At 40.7% G+C, this 21,136-nt stretch carries 18 protein-coding genes; 4 read left to right on the top strand and 14 right to left on the bottom strand.

Annotated elements, in window-relative coordinates; translation table 11 throughout:
• Window positions 1-10: 10 nt before the first annotated feature.
• The 8 genes from N3A72_11665 to N3A72_11630 all read right to left on the bottom strand — a co-directional run bounded on the left by N3A72_11665 (window position 11) and on the right by N3A72_11630 (window position 7,036).
• Window positions 11-952 carry a UbiA family prenyltransferase gene (locus tag N3A72_11665; GenBank protein MCX7920234.1) on the bottom strand — a complete coding sequence of 314 codons (942 nt, stop codon included), beginning with the start codon at window positions 950-952 and terminating at the stop codon, window positions 11-13.
• Window positions 949-1,698 (bottom strand): DUF92 domain-containing protein, encoded by a 750-nt coding sequence (locus N3A72_11660; protein ID MCX7920233.1) that lies wholly within the window; start codon window positions 1,696-1,698, stop codon window positions 949-951. Before N3A72_11660 ends, N3A72_11665 begins: the two co-directional genes overlap by 4 nt.
• Window positions 1,689-2,408 carry a UPF0280 family protein gene (locus tag N3A72_11655; protein ID MCX7920232.1) on the bottom strand — a complete coding sequence of 240 codons (720 nt, stop codon included), beginning with the start codon at window positions 2,406-2,408 and terminating at the stop codon, window positions 1,689-1,691. Before N3A72_11655 ends, N3A72_11660 begins: the two co-directional genes overlap by 10 nt.
• 4 nt (window positions 2,409-2,412) lie before the next feature.
• Window positions 2,413-2,823, bottom strand: a complete 411-nt coding sequence (locus tag N3A72_11650; protein MCX7920231.1) for a 4Fe-4S binding protein — start codon at window positions 2,821-2,823, stop codon at window positions 2,413-2,415.
• 73 nt (window positions 2,824-2,896) lie between these two features.
• Entirely contained in the window at window positions 2,897-4,090 is a 1,194-nt protein-coding gene (locus N3A72_11645) for a homocysteine biosynthesis protein (protein MCX7920230.1), read from the bottom strand.
• A gap of 431 nt (window positions 4,091-4,521) precedes the next feature.
• The gene (locus N3A72_11640; protein ID MCX7920229.1) at window positions 4,522-5,100 is read right to left on the bottom strand and encodes a hypothetical protein; all 579 of its coding nucleotides are present in this window, start codon (window positions 5,098-5,100) and stop codon (window positions 4,522-4,524) included.
• Between the two features lie 132 nt (window positions 5,101-5,232).
• Window positions 5,233-6,162, bottom strand: a complete 930-nt coding sequence (cysK, locus tag N3A72_11635) for a cysteine synthase A (protein ID MCX7920228.1) — start codon at window positions 6,160-6,162, stop codon at window positions 5,233-5,235.
• A gap of 91 nt (window positions 6,163-6,253) precedes the next feature.
• Window positions 6,254-7,036: a hypothetical protein gene (locus tag N3A72_11630; GenBank protein ID MCX7920227.1), complete on the bottom strand. Its 783-nt coding sequence runs from the start codon at window positions 7,034-7,036 to the stop codon at window positions 6,254-6,256.
• A 225-nt stretch (window positions 7,037-7,261) separates the two neighbouring features.
• Here N3A72_11630 and N3A72_11625 point away from each other — a divergent pair, with 225 nt between their 5' ends.
• The 3 genes from N3A72_11625 (at window position 7,262) to N3A72_11615 (ending at window position 10,505) form a co-directional block, all read left to right on the top strand.
• Complete coding sequence (locus tag N3A72_11625; protein MCX7920226.1) at window positions 7,262-8,242, top strand: sugar ABC transporter permease; 981 nt, start codon at window positions 7,262-7,264, stop codon at window positions 8,240-8,242.
• A gap of 90 nt (window positions 8,243-8,332) precedes the next feature.
• The gene (locus N3A72_11620; GenBank protein MCX7920225.1) at window positions 8,333-9,232 is read left to right on the top strand and encodes a carbohydrate ABC transporter permease; all 900 of its coding nucleotides are present in this window, start codon (window positions 8,333-8,335) and stop codon (window positions 9,230-9,232) included.
• A gap of 109 nt (window positions 9,233-9,341) precedes the next feature.
• Window positions 9,342-10,505 (top strand): deoxyguanosinetriphosphate triphosphohydrolase, encoded by a 1,164-nt coding sequence (locus N3A72_11615; GenBank protein ID MCX7920224.1) that lies wholly within the window; start codon window positions 9,342-9,344, stop codon window positions 10,503-10,505.
• A gap of 66 nt (window positions 10,506-10,571) precedes the next feature.
• Here the strand turns inward: N3A72_11615 and N3A72_11610 are convergent, their stop codons facing one another.
• From N3A72_11610 to recG, 5 genes are all read right to left on the bottom strand, one after another.
• Entirely contained in the window at window positions 10,572-11,477 is a 906-nt protein-coding gene (locus N3A72_11610) for a DUF362 domain-containing protein (GenBank protein ID MCX7920223.1), read from the bottom strand.
• A 19-nt stretch (window positions 11,478-11,496) separates the two neighbouring features.
• On the bottom strand, window positions 11,497-12,417 hold the full coding sequence (locus N3A72_11605; GenBank protein ID MCX7920222.1) for a hypothetical protein: 921 nt from the start codon (window positions 12,415-12,417) through the stop codon (window positions 11,497-11,499).
• Window positions 12,418-12,451: 34 nt separating this feature from the next.
• Window positions 12,452-15,511, bottom strand: coding sequence for a putative selenate reductase subunit YgfK (ygfK, locus tag N3A72_11600; GenBank protein ID MCX7920221.1), 3,060 nt, complete (start codon window positions 15,509-15,511; stop codon window positions 12,452-12,454).
• A 78-nt stretch (window positions 15,512-15,589) separates the two neighbouring features.
• Window positions 15,590-17,248: an ATP-binding protein gene (locus tag N3A72_11595; GenBank protein ID MCX7920220.1), complete on the bottom strand. Its 1,659-nt coding sequence runs from the start codon at window positions 17,246-17,248 to the stop codon at window positions 15,590-15,592.
• A 112-nt stretch (window positions 17,249-17,360) separates the two neighbouring features.
• Window positions 17,361-19,511: an ATP-dependent DNA helicase RecG gene (gene recG / locus N3A72_11590; protein MCX7920219.1), complete on the bottom strand. Its 2,151-nt coding sequence runs from the start codon at window positions 19,509-19,511 to the stop codon at window positions 17,361-17,363.
• A gap of 67 nt (window positions 19,512-19,578) precedes the next feature.
• Between recG and rpmB the strand changes: the two genes are divergently transcribed.
• Window positions 19,579-19,773, top strand: a complete 195-nt coding sequence (rpmB, locus tag N3A72_11585) for a 50S ribosomal protein L28 (protein ID MCX7920218.1) — start codon at window positions 19,579-19,581, stop codon at window positions 19,771-19,773.
• 73 nt (window positions 19,774-19,846) lie between these two features.
• Here rpmB and N3A72_11580 read toward each other — a convergent pair.
• Window positions 19,847-21,136: TGS domain-containing protein (locus tag N3A72_11580; GenBank protein ID MCX7920217.1), on the bottom strand; the 1,290-nt coding region annotated here is incomplete at its 5' end.

The raw sequence follows: 21,136 nt of genomic DNA, 5'->3' as shown, positions 1-21,136 counted from the left end.
GTATTGATTTTTATAACATATACGATATGGCAAATCCGATTTGGGCGACAAACATCATTAAATACATATGCTTCCAGGAGATATGATTTTCATCAGTTGCAAGTTCTTCTGGTTTGCGTAACATTAAATAATCAACAAAAATACCCCAAACGGTTAAAATACTACCCAGAATTATTAATGCGGATTTATTTCCGGTTAAAATTCCGGTCATTGCGCCGAGTGGTAATAGGAGCCAAGGAATAACAAAAAATGGTGAAATAATCAGTGCGCTTTTCTTAACCCCATATCGTACAGGTAACGTATTACATCCATATTGTTTATCGCCTTCTAAATCCGCAAAATCTTTCGTTGTTGTTGCTCCTAACAGGAAGAGACCGAAAATTAAGCCGATATACCACGGTTCAGCCAAAAAAATGGTCAGTCCGGCTGACCACCCTGCAACTTTAAGCATAACCCCGCGCGGGATTGCTATAGTAATATTTGCTATCATACCTAATCGTTTCGTACGAATTGGTGGAACGGAATAGATGTACGTAAAAACGGCAGCGATGAACGCTAGCCAGAAACATTCATGCCGTCCGTGTGGTGCTACAAACCAACCGAGCAACAGGGCAATCGCGTATAGAAATCCTGCATAAATTTTCGCGGAGTGTATCGAGATAATCCCGGTACATAATGGTCGGTTTGGTTTATTAAATTTATCTATCGGCAGATCGTAAATTTGATTGAGAACATTCGACGCTGCGTTTAAGGTTGCTGCCATTAAGGAACCGAGTAGAATAAAATATACATCCTGCATCCAGTTGATTTCTTGGAAAAAACTAAGTCCTACGCGATGCGCTCTAGACCCAACCGCAGTGATACCACCGGAGAAAAACCCTAACGCTGGTGCAACGAGGGTAAATGGTCGAGTAAAATTCCAATATAACTTTATTTTTTCTATAATTTTCATAGAATTCTGAAAAGTAATACTGCGAGAGTACCACCAAGGGTTATATTAATAAGATTTGACCCAAATTTACCGAGTAATTGTTTTTGTTCGAACTGCGAACCAAGGATACTTTCAATTAGATTTGCTATGATAGCTGCCGTGATTGGAATAAAAACCGCTTGTTTAAATTTCATCGGGCATTGAGATAAAATCAGCCAATAACCTAATAGAATGACAATGAGCGCAGCGAGTAGTCCTGCTAGGGTACCCTCGAAAGAAATTGCGCCTTCAGTTCCCGGTTTAGCTTTTTTAGGCGGGAGTAGGGTAAATGCGCGTTTACCATATACTTGCCCAATTTCACCAGAGACGGTATCAAACGCGCCGGTTGCAAATGATGTGATAAATCCTAATGACATCGCTTTGAAGAAAAAACCGCTATACTCATCAGCAAATGAACTTAGAAAAGCAAACACTACCCCAGGTAAACATTTTGCAATCACATTAGTGAATCCGCGTGCTCCTGCTTCCGCTTCAGCTAATCCAAGGTCTTGTTTTGTTCTAAATCCAATTTTGGTTGCCAATGTTCCTAAAATAAACATCGCAAATAGTATGATAAACCCGCGGTATCCGAGAAAATAATAAATCGGTATCCCGACCAATAATCCACCGATTATCCCAGATTTACGAACCACTTTTGTGTAATAGGCGATACCGGCAATAATTCCATTAACTAAAATTGCTTGGATAAAAGAGTGAGTTATTTCCATAATTGGATATCTCCCCAGACACCAAGTTTATCTTTGATGATAATGACCACGCCGGTGATCCCTTGAATATTTCGAGCAAATGCTATCCCAGCGTTAATATCCGTAGGTTCTTTAATGATATTCCCAACGGCGGTAGCTACCGCATCAGCTAACGTTGCGGTTTTCGCTACAATAGTCACAGCATCCGCTTTACCAAAACTTAACGAATGACCAACTGTTCCTGAGGAAGTACATACTCCACATGGAGTTTGTTCCGGTCTGATTTCAATTCCAACCTTTTCGGAATATGGCGAGTTGCCGGCATAAATTAGGATTCGTCGTGGTTTCTGGGTTCGGATGTAAATATCGCCGCCATTTTCGATAATCAAATCCCTAGTATTATCTGCTAAATCCAGCGCCACAAAATCCGCTATCGCTCCAGCGATCGCTGCCATCGGTCCGACGTTAGCTTGATTCGCTGCGGCTGCCATCTGTTTAACAATTTGTGGCGCGAGCTCTGATACGGGATACGGAACTAATATCGTCTGAAATTCCGGATCTTGAATAATATAGTCTTCAATTTGGTTCCGATATTTTAACACCGCTGCGGTCGCTTCTGCTTTCAGGTCTCTCTCAGCAAAAATCAATAAATCAGTCTCTTGAATACCCACTTCAAACCGGACTAAATCCGAAGCAACAGATCGCGCACGATAAGTTCGTTCTTGATGCATAACCTTAAATGCGGATTTCCATTGCCCGATACGGACATGCTGGAATACAGAGTTCACACGCGATACATTTTTCTCTATCGAACGTAATTTCTTTCGTTTTAAGGTCAACTTTAAACGCTCTAACTGGACAAACAGCAACGCAAACGGTACAGTGCGTGCATCGGTCTTGAATCCAGGTGATATCCTTTTCTAGAGGTTGCAGTTTAACACCATGTGCAATCAAATAGTCTCGAACCTGTTGGAGATGTTGTTTACTTCTTCCGGTTAATTCTACTACCATTTCTCCTTCTTCTTTCGGGGTAATCCGCGCGCGAAGGATATTCACTTCAACATCATGGTCTTTAATCAACCGATAAATTATCGGTTGGTCAATCGTCGAATGTGGAAAATTTAGAACCAGTTTCTCTTTAAACATAATCTAACTCCTTGGTAATAGCGAAGAGAAGTTTAACTTCTCTTCGCTAGGTTTTGAATGTGAAATTTTCTTTTTATGGTCGGTCATTCAATGGCTTAAAAGTCTGACCGGATTCGGGTCCAGGTAATGGTTGCACTGCTTCTGTTAGCAGGAATTTCCTTTCTTGAATCCATTGTTTTAACAATAACGCGATTTCACGCGCTTTCGCATAACTCGATAACCCGCCAGTCGGTACATCTTTCCCATTGAGTTTAATCGTTCCGCTCCGTAACTGTTTATAATCAACTTCTCCGAGAATATCTGGTTTACGTTCTGGATATGCCGTAGCGTAATCTACTATCGGCGCAACGATATCCTCATCTTTAATGGTGGTGTATTCTAGAATCTCTTCATTTAGAATTGGAATTGGAACACCAATTCCAACCGCTAACGAAACTCCATAACCGGTGAAACTAACCGCTTTTATCCATTTCGGACTCATCTGTTTCAGGTCGCCAACTACCGCTAGCGTTCCTGCTGGTGTTCGCGGGACTCCTCTATCTGTTCGTTTAACCGTTGGGGTATGCTGGGTTCCTTCCCAATAAACATACCCGATACCGCCACCGAGGAAAATCCGGGTTCCAATCCCGATAGTTTTATAAAATGGGTCATTCAGTAACGGACTTAATTGTCCAGCACTACAATAATTTGCATTCCCGAATTTCGGTAAGAGCATACCGAGGTAGGTATACAATACCCGGTCAGACGAATTCACGGCAACATTATAATTCTGATATGCGTTTCGCGGATTACAGAGATACGCTTGATTTAAATCTTTTAAATTTATCCAGGTATCAATTTCTTTTCGGGGATAACAATCGGTACCATGTGCAATCGCTTTTAGCCGCACATCTTTTCCAGCGATGAGTTCTTCGATAACATGGGCGCCGCCATATTTAAATTCACCAGGATAGATTTTGTTTGCCGGGTCATCATCTGGAATCTCGGTTGCGCCAAGGTAAATATCTACCGCCGCTAACCCAGCATATGCATTAACCCCATTCAACCACGCTTTTTGGATTTTTATCCGCGGTTTAGAATGTCCTAAATTGATGAAGGCACCGGACGAACACATCGGACCAAAAGTTCCTGTGGTTACAACATCAATCTCTTGCGCCGCTCGTTTAATTCCTTTTTTAGCTGCTAGGTCAATAACTTCTTCTGCGGTAACTACTACCACTTGACCTTTTTTAATTTTTTCATTGATTTCAGCGATTGTTTTTGCCATACGCGGTTGCTCCTTTTCATATATATCCACCAATTCCAAATATACATTGTAGCAGGTTTTAACCCAAAACTACCAGAGTAATAAGGGAATTGACGGATAATTATAGAGGGTGATAGTGATTATTGATCACAGGATGCACGAAACTCGCATCTGATACGCTGGGTATCAGAACATCGAGTTTTCTGCCACATTATCATATAGCAAGGGCGGGTTTGTATATAACGAAGCAGATAGTTAAATAAGCTTTGAGCAGGTTGTTTTTTTTCTTTTGCCAGGCAAACGATACATTGATAGACAGTCTCATAACCTAGCGCAAGATTGCATACAATTTGCCGTTGACAGAGTTCAGCTTTACATCGGCTACATATTTCTCCCGTAGTTGTCCCAGACACTGACTCAATTGGTTGTGAGGATGTGATTGTGTTCATACCTTACAATAATATAGATAAAAAAAATAACGTTATTCCAGCTCCTAAACCAACTAAAATATTATCATCTATTTTAAGCGGTAATGTCTCTAATATACCACTGACTATTGAGCCAATAACCGATAAGTTAATTAGTTCTTTAACTCCAATGTTGGGATTAATCCACCAGAGGAAAAAACCGCTTCCTATCATTGACGGAATTATAAATCCAATTAATCCCGCATAACTTTTCACTGGATTCCAGTATAATTTCTTCTTCCCAAACCGTCGTCCGATGATGTTCGAGAAACTATCACCGATCGCTAAAATCGCCCAAGCACCGCCAGCGATATAGAGCGGGAAAACTGTTACTAAAATTAAGACCACGAGCGGATACATAACTATGCCAATCGAATATCCTTTTTTTAGCTCCTGTTCTCTAAACAAATCTGGTATCAGCCGACGTAAGATGAACAGATTGAACAATAGCGCTACAGCGGCAAAAACCATCGCTTGCCATTTAACGAGCCAGCGTAATAATACCGCAAAAATTACCATCGTGAGATGGACTACCTGCCGTTTATCTTCGTTATCAAAGTGCATAGAATTAAAAGACCGCTAGTTAATGATGAATTACACCGGAGTTGAGTGGGTATTGCTCTGAGCAATACCCACTCAACTCCCTGATTGATTACAGTAATATACCATATCCAGTCACGGTTCAATCGGGAGAGGTTATGCGTCGAACAGGTCGGTACTTAAATACCGTTCCCCAGTATCAGGAAAGATAACCACAACGGTTTTCCCTTTCCCAAGTTTTTTTGCCACTTGCAACGCAGCCCAACATGCAGCACCTGATGATATCCCAACGAGAATACCTTCTCTTTTCGCTAACTCTCGGGCGGTAGCTACAGCATCTTCTTCCTGCACTTGGATAATCTCGTCAATGAGTTCTACTCGTAAGACTTCAGGAATGAACCCTGCGCCAATCCCTTGAATTTTATGAGGACCGCGTTTTCCACCGGAAATAACCGGCGATTTACTTGGTTCTACCGCATAAAATTTTGTTGTTAATTTTAATTGCTCTTTGAAAACTTCCGCTACGCCGGTAATCGTTCCGCCGGTGCCAACCCCACCAATAAATGCGTCAATTTCATTGCCAACCTGTTCTAGAATTTCTCTTGCGGTAGTTCGGCGATGAACCTCAGGATTCGCTGGATTCTTAAATTGTTGCAGCATAACATATTCCGAATGTGCAGTAACGAGTTCTTCCGCTTTTTTAACTGCGCCGGGCATTCCTTCGGTTCCGGGAGTAAGCACCAGTTCTGCCCCCAATGCCTTCAATAGTTTTCGCCGTTCAATACTCATGGTTTCTGGCATCGTCAGAATCAGCCGATATCCTTTAACCGCAGCAACCATAGCTAACCCGATGCCAGTATTACCACTCGTCGGTTCAACCAAGGTCATTCCCGGTTTTAGTTTTCCTTCTTGTTCCGCAGATTCAACCATAGCTAAACAAATTCGGTCTTTCACACTCGATAATGGATTGAACATTTCTAATTTTGCCCAGACAGTTGCATCGGTTTCTCCAACCACTTTATTAAGTTTCACTATCGGGGTATCACCAATTAATTCGAGAATATTATTAACCCGTTTTGGACTCATACATGCCCCCTATCTCAATAAACCACATAATTAAGTCAGTTATTATACTAAATATTATAATTATAAATGACTATATTTGTCAAGATATATTTTAGTTATTTTCAAATATTTCCCAAAGGGTATTCTCAATATGGGTTGGAAAACCAATATGAGTTATGGTGCCAGCAGTAACATACCAAGGTCCATTTTGAGTTTTTATAACTTGATTATTTAGATTCCGAAATTCAAGCGAAGCCACGATTCCAACAGGAACGCTGAGTCTGAAGTATCCAGCGGTTGACGGATACGGGAGCGGTTCAATAATTTGGTTATCTTCCGTGATATAGCTACCTAATATTTTGCCAGAGCTATCTTTAGCAAGGACGATAGTTTTCGCGCCAATAAGCGGATCGATTCCTTCGAGCCACCCAGCATCAACGGTAGTATTCCATGCATAGAGTAGCACCGACGTGGAAATATCATGCGGGAAACTGCTTCCCCCTCGATATAGGCGGATTTTGCATGTTGTTACACCAAAATATGTTAAAGACCGTGACATACCAAATAGCCATCCGGAAACAGTAGTATTACTTACTGACATCGGATTACAAAGGCTTGGTTGAACCTCATCAGCTCGCCATGCGCTAATGCCTTGAGCCGTACTCCAGGTATAATTTATTACCGTCGTTGCATCAGACAAAATTTGGATTTTTGCTGTTACCATTGTATAACCAGCAAAAGTTGAAGTCCAGCAAGAAAAATGAATTGCAAACGGTGTAGCTCGGTCAACGATATATCCTACAGGATGAATATCGATTATGCCGTTAATATTTACTGCATTGGTTGGAGTATGAGCGTAAAATAACAAGATAAAAATAAAAACTCTTTTTACCATATAATTAATATATATTATATAATTCAGCTAGATAATTTGCTATTAATAGCGCAAATTATTTTCAGTTCCTTTATTTTCTTCCAACATTATATCGATGAAAAATGATATTTTTCCCTTTTATAACAGATTATTTCTCACTGCGATATTTGACGATAAAAACTATTTCTTGGTATATTGTTTTAATATTTAAAAAATCAGAAAAAATATTTTCTATCCCCTTACCGTATGACGCAACGTACCAAACGAAGAATTAAAGAGGCGCTTGCTGGGTATGCGTTTATTTTACCGAACATACTTGGGTTTTTAACCTTCACTTTATTGCCGGTATTAGCCTCATTTTTATTGAGTTTCACGCAGTGGGATTTGCTCGGGGAACGCCATTTTGTCGGCTTGAAGAATTTTTCTGAGCTCCTTGGTTTTACGGTTCGACCTGAAGCGATCCGGCATTGGACGGATTATATCTTTTTCTGGAACATATTGGAGGCAAAAGACCCTTATTTCTGGCGGTATCTTGGGAACACGATTTTCTTAATGCTGGGGATACCGATAAACATTGCGGGTTCGTTAGTGTTAGCGATGGCGTTAAATCAGAAGATACGCGGTCGGGTTGTTTTTCGGACTATATATTTTCTGCCGACGATCACTGCCGGGGTAGCGACGTATTTACTCTGGCGCTGGTTATACAATGCGGATTTCGGGTTAATCAATGGGTTGATTTCGCGGTTTGGTCAGCTCATGGGAGTTCGACTAACCGGTCCGGAATGGCTAGCTAGTACTGCTTGGGTGAAACCAGCGTTAATGTTAATGTTTTTCTGGAGTTCGGTTGGTGGCGTGAATATGGTGTTATATCTAGCGGGGTTGCAGAATGTGCCTTCGCATCTCTATGAAGCTGCGGAGATTGATGGTGCTTCTGGTTGGCAGAAGTTTATCCATATCACTTGGCCGATGTTAACGCCGACGACATTTTTTATATTCACGATGAGTTTAATTGGCGGGTTCCAGGGCGGGTTTGATGCCGCGTATGTTATGACCGGTGGCGGACCTGCGGGAGCAAGTACGACGTTAAGTTACTATATTTACAACAATGCTTTTGTTTGGTTTAAGATGGGGTATGCGGCAGCAATAGCGTGGGTATTGTTTTTCTTAGTGTTTATCGTGACGCTTCTGAATTGGAAATATGGCGGGAAACGCGTGCATTATTTTTAACATTTTTACTCAGTTCGAATAGTGCGAATATGGGAAGCGAATTATCCGATTAGTTAAATTCGATCCATTCGCTAATCGTGGATTGACCGTATGGAAAAGAAGAGAAAAGATTTCATGAAGAAGATACTCGCCTACATTTTTCTCGGGTGTGGTGCGTTTACGATGTTACTGCCCTTTTTCTGGATGTTAGCCACTTCCTTGAAAGAGCCGGGAGCAGTATTCACAGTTACGGATAATTTTCTAGCACAGTTGATTCCGAACCCGATAGTCTGGTCGAATTATCCGAAAGCCTGGACTGCGGTTCCGTTTCCCCGGTTTTATTTCAATACCATTTTGGTGACCGTGATGGTAACCTTTGGGCAAGTGTTCACCAGTTCATTAGCTGCGTTTGCGTTTGCGCGATTAAATTTCCCTGGTCGGGATAAGTTGTTTTTCGGGTATCTGGCGACGATGATGGTTCCGGGTGTAGTCACAATGATTCCGGTGTTTATTCTATTGCGCACGCTTGGTGAATTATGGAATACCGATATATACCTATTTGGCACCTATTTTGGGAAACCAATTGGGATCGATTCCTATTTTGCGTTGATTGTTCCGGGGATGTTTTCCGCATACGGCACCTTTATGCTCCGGCAATTTTTCATGTCTTTGCCAGTGGAACTGGAAGAAGCCGCAAAAATTGATGGTTCTTCGTTATTCGGGATCTATCGTCGGATAACCTTACCGTTATCTAAACCAGCACTAGCTACGTTAACCACGTTCGTATTTATGGGTACATGGAAAGATTTCATGTGGCCGTTGATTGTCACCAATTCGATGGAAATGAAAACGTTAGCCGTCGGATTACAGTCATTTCAGGGACTCTATACGACCGAATGGACTCTCTTAATGGCTGGGTCGATTATTATGCTCGCGCCGATCATTATCGTGTTTGTGTTCAACCAGCGGTTCTTTGTCGAAGGAATTAAACTTGCCGGAATTAAAGGATAACATAACCGCAGAGACCGCTAATTCCGCAGAGAACTAATCATGAGAAGAAAATCAGAATTCATCATATTTTTCTATGTGCTCAGCGAACTCTGCGGTGAAAGGTTTTGAAATGCAAAAGCGAGAAGAATACGAAAAACTAGAGGAGCGAATTCTTGCACCGTATGCGATGAAAAGTAGTCAGTCGCGAGGACGGCAGTATCCGGAATCGGAACATGATTTGCGCACCGCATTTCAACGCGACCGCGATCGAATAATTCATAGCACTGCGTTTCGCCGGTTAGAATATAAAACGCAGGTTTTTGTTACCCATGAAGGTGACCATTATCGGACACGGTTAACCCATACGCTAGAAGTTGCGCAAATCGCACGAACAATAGCTCGGTTACTACGAGTGAATGAAGATTTAACGGAAGCGATTGCGCTAGCGCATGATTTAGGACATACTCCGTTTGGGCATGCAGGCGAAGAAGCATTACATCAGCTAATGCTAGACCATGGTGGATTTGAACATAATCGTCATGGATTAAGGGTTGTCGATGTGTTAGAAGAGAAGTATTCCGCATTTCCGGGATTAAATTTGTGTTATGAGGTTCGGGAAGCGATAATTAAACATTCAACCTCGTATGATACTCCGCTGCTCGATGAAGGGTGGGATCCGCAAGTTATGCCAACGCTCGAAGCGCAAATTGTTGATGTTGCGGATGAAATTGCATACAACAATCATGATTTAGATGACGGACTGCAGGAAGGATTAATTACCGAATCGGATTTATCGCAAGTGGCATTATGGCGGCAAGTGCAAGAGTTAATCCGCCAATATCATCCGGAAGAAAAACCGCCACGAATTCGACATAAAGCGATTCGGAAACTCATCAATTTGCAGGTAACCGATGCGGTATTAGAAACTGAACGACAAATTCACGCTCGCCAGATTCATTCAGTAGATGATATTCGGAAACAACCGAATAAACTTGCTGGATTTAGTGCAGAAATGCGAGACGCTAATCAGGAACTTAAATCGTTTTTGTTTCATAACGTCTATCGACATTATCGGGTAATGCGAGCTGTGGATAAATCGAAACGGTTTATCGTTGCATTGTTTAATTTCTATCTAGAGCATCCGGAAGTATTACCACCGAAATGGCAAGCAAAACTAGAAAATGGGATTGATTCAAACTATCGCATTATCTGCGATTATATCGCTGGAATGACCGACCGATTCGCACAACAGGAATACCAAAAATTATTCACCCCTGAAAGTGATATTACCTAAAGGTCTGATGTTCCCGTTGAAACGGGAAATTGAGCCATTATACTATCGTAATTAAGAAACTATTGTTCAAATTAGAATATCGTTTTTCCACCCTAATTTAACTAATTCGATTTGGGTTAAATCGCTTATTCCTAGCCGATATTTCTTGTCTGCGACTTCAATATGTTTCGGTGTTGTTTCCATCGGTTTGTCTTCTCCAAAATAAGCGATACGTTTCAACTGAAGAATTCGTGCTCCGACCGTATCCACCGCGACCGGGTCTGTACTCACCAGCAGACCGTTATAATTCCAAACATACCGTTTGTCGAACCCGTGCGGTCCGCGACCATAAAATTGCGGAGTAAGCGCACTTAAAATGTTCAACCGCGTTTTCCCTTTAACAATAGGGAACTGCCAGATCGCCGCTAAATCAGAACACGCATCGGTATGATATTCCCATGGAGTTGGAGTAAACATAATATAGTTCTTAATGCAACTGCCGATTCCTGCCCAATAATGCGTGCGCAGAGGGCGAACATTAATTAACGCGGTACTATTCTGAAAAATTGGATTTTTTAGAACCCCGCGATCATCAATAGAGATATTCTTTCCGGAAACCCCAATTTCTTTAACTCGGGTATATATCGCATGTTCGAGTTCTTTTGGGGTAGGGATGTTTTTCCAAACGTTGCTTTTTATCCCGACAATATCTGTTGGCTGGATAATCGATTTCCAAGCATTACTCACGTCTTTTGTATCAAACAAAGCGGCAACTGCGGTATCTAGCATCTGCTGAATTATTTCAGTATTCACATTCCCTTGCGAATCGACTGCATTCGCATCCCGAATTAAAATGACCTTGACTCGTTTGGCAGCTGCAACCGTTTCTTTGCTGAAAGCCTCTGCAAGAAACGGCGGCATGATTGCACTAGATAGCGTTACTGCTGCCGTAGTACGAATAAAATCACGGCGGGTTATTTTGTTTTGGCTCATCTCATTCACCTCATTTCCTTTAAAATTTAGTAGTTGCATTGAGTAATTTTTCAGCAATCAATTTTGAATTTGCATTGAGAATGATAAATAGTAAATCTTCTTTTGCTTTTGTTATAGCAATCCATCTCTTTTTTTGAATTTGAAAAAATATCGATGAATTTTTCCCCATTTTCATTTCACCGTACGTTTTATAGTAACTCATAACATCATTCAATGCACGGTTTGCTGCGGTTTGCGATGGATATTGGATAATGAGAAGATACGGTTTTTCAGACCCGAATTGATATTTTGCTAATAGAGCATTGGTAGTACTATCAAGGTTAAAGATATTTTTCTCAGCTAGTTGATAATGATAATTTAAACCAGATTGGAGATGGAAATATCGGATACTCCGGTCAATAAGTCCCGCTTGAGGAAGGTAAGCAACTAAATTCGGTATCGTGCCATTTTCCGATATTGCCGTGGCAATTTCTCGCCCTAGCGCAAGAATAGTTTGTTTAGCTAGTTCTGTTTCATTTTCCATATAAATATTGATAAAAAATCGGTTTTTCCAGAACCGTAATAGTCCGCCGCCATATTCAGACCCTTGACCGATACCAACGGGTTCATCCATTTGCTCGAACGAGAATATTCCAAAGGCATCAGCACTAGACCCCATGTCGAATAATTCAACTGTGATTTCCGATTCGTTCGATTGTATAGGTTTATAACGCTGAACAACGAGTTCACGAAAACTATATGAACGGTATAATTCACCGGTACCGTCCATATAATCGAAAATCGTTTGCCGATCGAAATGTTGCGTAGTTCCGATTGCAATCCATTCGGTAGTGGTTTTAGGTAGAAAAATGCTGAGAGAATAGGTGCTGTACCCAGCAAATGCTATGGTGTGTAATAATCCTACAATAGAAAAAATAATAAAACTGTTTCGTATTCGCATCGCGTTCTTTACCTGAATGAGTTATTCTATAGTTTCATTTTGCGTTGATAAACAAAAAATTATATTTGGTGTATGTTGTCCAAATAAATCGCCGTATGTTTTCTGCAAGAGTTTCCGTATAACCATGTGTGTAATCCCATGTTCCATTATCGTTAAAAGTAACTTCTTTTATCGAACCGAGTAACCGGATTTTGAACTTATTTTTGTCTATAGAAACGAACCCGTCATTTTTGCTCGATTCAAAATCTGATAGAGTCCAAAAGAAAGTAAACTTATCGTTATATGGCGAACTGGAGTACGGACAAAACGTCGCACAGTTTCCGCATTCATTACAGAGTGCGTCAATATGGAGTATTTGATTAAAATTTTTCAAACCGGGAACTCGAATTTGCACATTCGCTCGGTTCGGGCATACTTCAGAACAGATGTTGCATAAATAATTGCACTCTAGACATGGTTTATTTTCACTTTTGGTTTTTAATATTCCTTTTTTCAGATTAATTTCAGCGATCTGCTCTAGGGTATAAGTAAATTTACTGGATAAATCTAAAGTCACATTCAATTCCTTTTGCACTATTGTCCGAGCGACTTTAAAACCCTCAGCGATACATTCTATGATAGAAGAAGGACCTAAATGTGCATCACCGATGATGTAAACATTTTGTATAGAGGTTTCATTATCCGGTGAAACTATTGGTTTTCCTGTTTCATCTAACTGGATATGATTGTTGAATAAATAGTCAGAATCAACTTTTTCACCGATCGCAAGAATAACGGAATCAACTTGAATCTCAATAAGTTCGTTGGGAATAGGTATAGGAATCGGGCGACCGCTAGTATCATTATTTCCGAGTTTCATTTTTTGGCATGTTAATATCCCGTTTATAAAACTTATCGGCGTCACTAACTCGATAACCTTAATGCCATCCGCAAAGGCAAGTTCGAGTTCTTCTCTATCCGCAGGCATGAATTTTATCGTTCGTCGGTATACAAGATAAACTTCTTCAACTCCGTTAATCCGTTTTGCGGTTCTCGCTGCATCAAGAGCGGTATTCCCTCCACCTACAACGGCTACTCGTTTCCCTAATGCAACCGAACCCGTTCCTTGATTATAGCTCGCTAAAAATGTTAATGCGTTAATCAATTCTCTGTCGCATTGCTCTAATTTTAACGAACCAGGTACCGATGCGCCTATTGCAAGCACGATATATTTGAATCCTTTTTTCTTATACTCATCAATTGTAACATGCCTACTGTAATTTAACTTGTATGTAACCCCTATCAATTCGAGCAATTTTACATCGTTTTCAATCGCAGTTCTAGAAATTCTAAAATTAGGGATAATATGTTCAACAATGCCACCGAGTTTATTGCGCGTCTCAAATAGAGTGACCTCGATTCCACTAAGCCTAAGAAAATAACCAGCTGCCATCCCTGCAGGCCCACCGCCAATAATCGCTACTTTACATTTACTTTTAGTGGTTAGCGCCGGTCTAGAGAGTTGCCTAATGAATTGCGGAAAACCATGTTCTGCTGCTATGAGTTTACAATGACGGATGAAAACGGATTCATCATAATCAATCCGTGAACATTTTTCCATACAAGGATGGGTACAGAGAGTTCCGGTTATGAAAGGTAGGGGATTCCGTTTGGTAATAAGTGATATTGCTTCTCCATATTTTCCAGTATCTACTAATCGAATATATTCGGGTACATCTTGATTAATAGGACACGAAACGGTGCAGGGTGCTATAAAGCAATCAATTAGCGGTACCGGTAATGAAAGTTTCCGAGAAATAGCTGTTTGCTGATGCTTTAAATAGTATTCATTCATTATTGCATCTGCAGCAATTCTTTTTAGTTTTTCAACATTGATAGGTATACATGTTTTTGGATAGTTACATTTTTCTAGTATCTGCGCAAGTTGATAAAATCGAGTGTATCCTCCCGGTTTCAGTATCGTAGTGACACAAGTTACAGGGAGAAGTCCCGATTCACAAATATCTTTAATATTGAAAGCGTCGACTCCGCCGGCATAAGATATTCTCAGCTCACCATGAAATTCTTCGGCTAACCGGCAGGCGAGATTAATAGCGAGCGGATATAACGCTTTTCCACTCAAGTACATTTCGTTACCTGGTAATTCGTGGTTGGTTATGTTAACCGGTAGTGTGTTCGATATCTTCAATCCGAACTCAACCTGATGTTCGTTAGCAAATTCCTGCAATCGTTTGAACATAGGAATTGCATCAGAAAATTGTAGGTCTGTTCTAAAATGGCGATCGTCAAACGAGATATAACCATAGCCCATCGTATCAAGTGTTTTCCGAACAAAATCGTATCCTAATAATGTTGGATTACATTTTATGAAGGTATGCAATTTTTTAACCGCAATCAAATGGCGTGCGATCTTTTCAATTTCTTCTGGCGGACATCCATGGAGCGTTGATAATGTAACCGAATTACTTACCGTAGGAGATATCGAATCAACATAATCCGCAGAAATATGGTTAAATTGATTCAGATGGGTTAATACATAGTTCCTACATTCTGGCCAGATTGCGGTAGAGCTGGCATTCTTTAATCCTTCAATAAACCGGTCGATTTTAGGATGGGTTATCCCATCGTAGTCATAGCCCACACTCAGGTTGAATAGAAACCCATCTTTATGTCCGAGACCGAATTCTTGCGCGAGAATTGATAGAGCAAACCACGCTTTAATATATTCATGCAACGCTTGAGAAACCGTTAATTCTGTTGACCATTCGGTATTATACCCTTCATCGTCAACAAGAATACACGGTTTAGCTAGTTGTAAATCGTGTCCATCAATAACCTGAACAGTTTTAAGTTCGAAAAATCGCGCTCCTACTAAATATGCGGTAATGATGTTTTGTGCTAACTGTGTCTGAGGTCCGGCAGCTGGTCCTAACGGGAGTTCTATCTTTCTAGAAAAAATGTGGGTAGGATCATTATTTTTTTGTTTATAGAATTTAGATTCCGAAATTCCGAAAATCGTTCTATCGTTTGCGTATTCTTCGAAAATCCAACGGATTAAGTCGGCAAACGGGATTATGTGCATTCGATCACTCATATGAGCCTCAACTTCCGAGTTCACGGGACTGTAATTCATTCACAGGAATGAGAATGAGATATGAGGTTACGACTTTTTTCAACGTTTTCTTAGCTGAATCGGTTCAGCTGGTTTAGGAATTCGGAATGTGAAAGTTGTTCCTTTACCCAACCGCGATTTTACCCAGATTTTTCCATTATGCGCATCAATGATGCGTTTGGTTATCGGGAGACCTAGCCCGAATCCTTTAAAAACATTTTCTCGTTGGGGATGGCGAACTTGATGATAAGCGTCGAATATTTTTGGTAGCTCCTCTGCAGGGATTCCAATACCAGTATCTCGAACCGCTATTTGCCAATATTGTTCAGTTTCGGTTGCCTGAACCGTTACTGAACCATTTTCCGGGGTAAACTTGATAGCGTTACCTACTAAATTGATTAATACTTGTTGTAATTTATCTGCATCAACATACATCGGACTATATTCCGGTGGAATTTCACTTCGCAGTTCTAGGTTTTGCGTCGCTGCTTGTTGGCTTAATAGAGCAAAAACGTCTTTAACCACATCGCGAAGTTCAATGTATTTAGGGTCGATTCTCATTCTCCCTGCTTCAGCTCGGGTTAATTCAAGGAGATCATCAATCATGCGCGCCAGTCGGTCAGTATTTCGTTTAATGAGCGTTATCATTTCTTGTTGGACTGGCGATAGTGGACCAGTTCTGCCTTCAGCCATTAGACCAACCGACCCTTTAATTGCGGTTAATGGAGTGCGCAATTCATGAGATACCGTTGAAACAAATTCCGTTTTCATTTCATTGAGAATTCGGAGTCGAGTGAGTTCGTGACTTGCGGTCAGATCGCGAAATATTAGGATTATTTCCGGTTTCGCTTTTGAATCATGGTCATCAACCGAGTGAAGCAATGAACCGGTTATCCCAATCGGGATAACCGTTCCCTTTTCATCTTTATATTCTATTTCCTGGTCAATAACAATACCATTTTGATAGGTAGCATTAATGACATCCCGCATAGCTTTTGCAATCCGACTATTAAATATTTCCGGGTATTTAAAACCGATAGCGGAACGAACTGATGGTTTGAAAAATAACCGCGCATTTTCGTTCACGAACGTGCATACGTTTGTATGATCAATTACCACTACAGTTTCAACAAGATTATTCAGAATATTTTGCAAATAATTTCGCATTTGTTCGGTTTCAGCATATAATTTCGCATTATCAATCGCTACCGCCGCTTGACTCGCTAAAATCGTTACGAGTTCAAAATCTTCCCGCGTAAATGAACGGTTATCTATCCGGTCGTTTACGTTCAGTACGCCAATAACTTCGTTTTTGATGGTTAACGGTACGCTGATAAATGATTTCGTGAGATATTTCTTTTTACTTTTCCTCCGGAATCGAGGATCGCGTTCAATATCCTTAACCCAGATCGCCGTTCCACTTTTTGCTACTTGACCGGCAATCCCTTTACCTACTTTAACCCGAATCCCGACAACCGAGGTATTATCAATTCCAAATGCAGTCCGAATGACTAATTCTTGCGTAGTAGTATCCAGTAACATCAGCGAACTTTTTCGCGCATAACTCTGTTCAGCAGCTAATTGCACTATCATCTGCAACAACGTATCTAACTCTAATATTGCGCTCATCATCCTTGCTACTTCAAACAATGCTGTTAACCGAGGTGAATGGTTCAATGTTCCTAAATCTTTTTTATTCTGTTGTATTGGTTTAGCCATAACCAAAATAGGTTAACCACAAAGATACAATATTTTTTATTATGTATGGATTGCTTCTTGTGATTATCATAAATGATATGATGATATAAAATACCGCAGTTTTTTTAGTTTGTCAAGCAACTTTGCTCAAATCTGTTTTTCCAGAACGTTTCATACGCAATATTTCTTGCCGGAGATAAGCATGTTCTGGCATCGATAATAATGCATCACGTGCAATCAATTCCACCGCATCATTTTTTGCCTGTTGCAGTAAACGAACATCGCGCAATAAATCCGCTAGATGGAGTGAAGGAGTGCCGTGTTGTGCGGTACCAAGTAGTTCTCCGGAACCACGCCATTTTAAATCTTCTTCAGCAATCAAAAATCCATCAGTAGTCGAACAGAGTATCTGCATACGGGCTTGAGCCGCATCCGAAATATTTTTTGCTGTAACGAGAATACAGGTCGATTGCCGATTCCCACGACCGACTCGGCCACGTAACTGATGAAGTTGCGCTAATCCGAATCGTTCGGCATGTTCGATGACCATAATCGTTGCATTGGTTACATCTACACCAACTTCAACTACCGTAGTCGAAACTAGCATTTGAATTTTCTGCGATAAAAAATTTGCTAGCATCTGCTGTTTATCCGATTCTTTCATCCGCCCGTGCAGTAACCCGAGCCGAAATTCTGGAAAGATATCACGTTGGAGATGCTCGTACATTTTTGTAGCTGCGCGTAACGCTAATTTATCCGATTCTTCAATCAGTGGATAAATGAGGTACGCTTGATTTCCTGCTCCCAGTTCTTGTTTTAGAAATGCATATAATTCATCCCGCTGCTCTTCAGTGAGCCAGCGGGTTTGTACTGGCAGTCGTTCCGGCGGAAGTTCGTCTATCACCGATACATCTAAATCACTATATACCGTCATTGCTAGAGTGCGAGGAATAGGGGTAGCTGTCATAACTAACACATCTGGCAACCATCCTTTTTTCCGTAATATATGCCGTTGGATAACCCCGAACCGATGCTGTTCATCAATGATAACTAACGCTAATCGCGAAAATTTAACTTGTTCTTGGATTAGTGCATGCGTACCAATAATAATACTGTTCGGACACGATTGAATTCGAGCTAACGCATCTTTTTTCTGGCGCGGGGTCATTCCGCCAATTAACAGAATGACATCGAGGTCAAAATTGCTTTTGGCTAGTAAAGTTTTTATGGTTGCATAATGTTGTTGCGCTAAAATTTCGGTTGGTGCCATCAAGGCAGATTGATATCCGCTACCCAATGCGATTAACATTGCGGATAGTGCGACTACGGTTTTCCCAGAACCAACATCACCTTGTAACAGCCGGTTCATCGGTGCGGGTCGCAATAAATCTGCCTGAATTTCACGAATCACTCTCTGCTGCGCACTGGTTAATACAAACGGTAATTGACTAATGAAACGTTCATATAAAACTAGGTTGGCGGCAGAGTATTTTTGTGGTTTCGTAATTCGTTGTAATTGTGCTTTTTGGCCAGCAAGTAATAGCTGGAGTAAGAATAGCTCGTCATAAATCAACCGTTGTTTTGCGAGCATAACTTTTTCCATTGAACTTGGAAAATGAATTTCTCGAATCGCTTCCGCTCGAGAAAGCCATTGATATCGGAGCAAGAGTTTTTTCGGTAAAATTTCAGGTATACGAGGTGCGTATTGTTCAATAGCCGTTTTCAGTATCGTTCGCAGCCAACGTTGGTCAATCTGTTCACTCAATGGATATATAGGAACAATCCGATGCGTATGAATAAATTGTGCCGAATTTGTTGCCGTGGGAATTGGAGAGATACTATCGAGTTTTTCATATTCTGGATTAACCATTTCTTTCATTAACGTCTGCGTGCTGACTTTCCCGCTAAAAATATAGTGTTCACCAATGGTAAATTGATCTTTACGATACGGCTGATTAAACCAGACGAGATCCATCAATCCACTCTGGTCAGAGATAGTTATTTTTAATATATGACGGACCCGGGTTCCGCGCTTCACAGGTTTCGACTCCTGCACAGCAGTGATGGTTCCCATAACCGTTGCAAAACTTCCTGGTTCAAGCTGTGCAATTGGTGTGATATTTCTTCGATCCTGATAATCTCGTGGGAAATAAAACAACAAATCTCGAATGGTAACTACGCCAATACGCGCGAGTAATTCTGCTCGTTTTGGACCAACGCCTTTAACATATTGCACTGAAGTATCTAATGGATTAACATTAGATATGTGTGGTAGACTTGACATTTGCGTATATAAATAGAACTATGCTAAAATGTATTATTAAAATAGGAGGTAATCATTCATAATCATTATGGCAAAACAGTGCACAATTTGTGGGAAAAAACCAGGTACGGGACATAAAGTATCTCATTCTAATATTAAGACCAAACGGCGGTGGCTTCCTAATTTGCAACGGGTTAAAGTAATAGTACAAAGAGGACAGAATAAGTATATTTATGTTTGCACCCGTTGTCTTCGTTCTGGTAAAGTTAAAAAAGCTGCGTAAGTAAACGCTGATTATCGTGTTACAATTCAGTATGTTTCTCATGACATATTTTTATCAATTGCGGTAATCTCCGTTACTTTACTCGTTTGGTTCGACTTACACTTAAAACATTTGGTATCTGACGCAACCGATTTAGAATTTCATTGAGCTGTTCTATCCGTAATATCTCTAAAGTGATGATACCCATTGCGCGGTTATTTTTAATATTTTTCACTACCGATGAATGTACATTGATATCCAGATGTGCAATTTCTGCTAGAACAGCAGCTAACGTTCCTGGTCGGTCATACATTTCAATCTTAATTGGTACTAAATGCTTTTTCAATTTATCCATATCCCAATCAACCGTAACAATGCGGTTCGTTTCAGATAGAAATGGCTGAATACTCAGACAATCTTTTTTATGAATTGATACTCCCCGACCACGAGTAACAAAACCAAGAACGTTATCTCCGGGCACAGGACGACAGCATTTTGCGAACCGAATCAAAACATCATGAACTCCTTTAACTTTAATTCCTTCACGGGATAAAACAACTTCTTCTGTTAACGGCGGTTTTGTTTCTGTCGTTCGTTCCGGCGACGGTTCCGGTTGCGGTACTAATTTACTACTCACTTGTTTTGGTGAGATTTTGCCAAGTGCGATATGAATAAATAAATCTGAAATATTGGAAAGACCGAATCCGGCACAAATTTCCGCGAATTTGTCGGATTTAAACACCTCTGCCGGATTCAAATGTAATCCCCGCAGTTCCCGGGCTACCGCATCTTTACCATCAGCAATATACTGTTCGCTATCAACTGTTTTCAGATAATGCTGGATTTTACTCCGGGCACGAGAAGTGCGAACGAAATTTAACCAATCCCGACTCGGTTTTGCAGTTTTGCTGGTGATAATTTCGACAATATCTCCGGTTTTTAATAAAGTTCGGAGTGGGACAATTTTCCCGTTTACTTTAGCACTTACACAATGATTACCTACTTCGGTATGCACTGCATAGGCGAAATCAACCGGGGTCGAACCGGCGGGAAGCTCTTTCACTTCACCTTTTGGAGTAAAGACAAATACCTGCGCACTGAATATATCGATTTTTAACGCTTCCATAAATTCTTTCGGGTCGCGAAGTTCTTGTTGCCATTCAAGGATCTGACGTAACCAGGCGAACTCTTTTTCATATTGTTGGGTTGCTGCAATCGGTTTCCCATCTTTTTCTTTATAAAGCCAATGGGCAGCGATTCCTGTTTCTGCAGTCAGGTGCATGTCTTTCGTTCGAATCTGGATTTCGATAGGTTCACCGTCCGGTCCGATAACGGTTGTATGCAACGATTGGTACAAATTGGTTTTCGGCATAGCAATATAATC

Source organism: bacterium, assembly GCA_026416715.1.
Lineage (GTDB): Bacteria > UBP4 > UBA4092 > JAOAEQ01 > JAOAEQ01 > JAOAEQ01.
The sequence above is the reverse complement of the archived record's forward strand: the minus strand, read 5'-3'. Positions and strand labels throughout refer to the sequence as shown.